This window comes from Bacillus pretiosus, from assembly GCF_051294775.1.
Taxonomy (GTDB): Bacteria; Bacillota; Bacilli; order Bacillales; family Bacillaceae_G; genus Bacillus_A; species Bacillus_A wiedmannii.
This window is the reverse complement of sequence record NZ_JBPPHF010000320.1, coordinates 1-295: the sequence shown is the minus strand read 5'-3', so window position 1 is coordinate 295 and position 295 is coordinate 1. Positions and strand designations below refer to the sequence as shown.

Annotated in this window: 1 pseudogene; it reads right to left on the bottom strand. The window is 37.6% G+C overall.

Going from position 1 to position 295, the window contains the following annotated elements:
• Positions 1–13: 13 nt before the first annotated feature.
• A pseudogene (locus ACSG5Z_RS31065) lies at positions 14–295 on the bottom strand (DUF11 domain-containing protein); the annotation flags it as partial.

The window sequence follows — 295 nt, the reverse complement described above, 5'->3', positions numbered from 1 at the left end:
AGGTAATACTTCACTCTTTTGTATCCGTAATTTCTTGATACTTCGCCACTACCTTACCGTTCTCCACTTTCACTTCCACTGGTTCTGGCTTAGAACCTTCTGCTTTTAAACTATCTTTCACGAAATCTAAGCCATTTGGTAAATCATCTTCTATTTTTACCTCTGTTAGCTTTCCATGTTCTACCGTATTCTTAAAAGTAATTCGGTACTCCTCTTCCTCTTCTAACTTCGGCGTTACATTATTTACCGTCTTTTTCGCTTCAAGTTTTCCCTCTTTATACTGCGGAGTAATTTC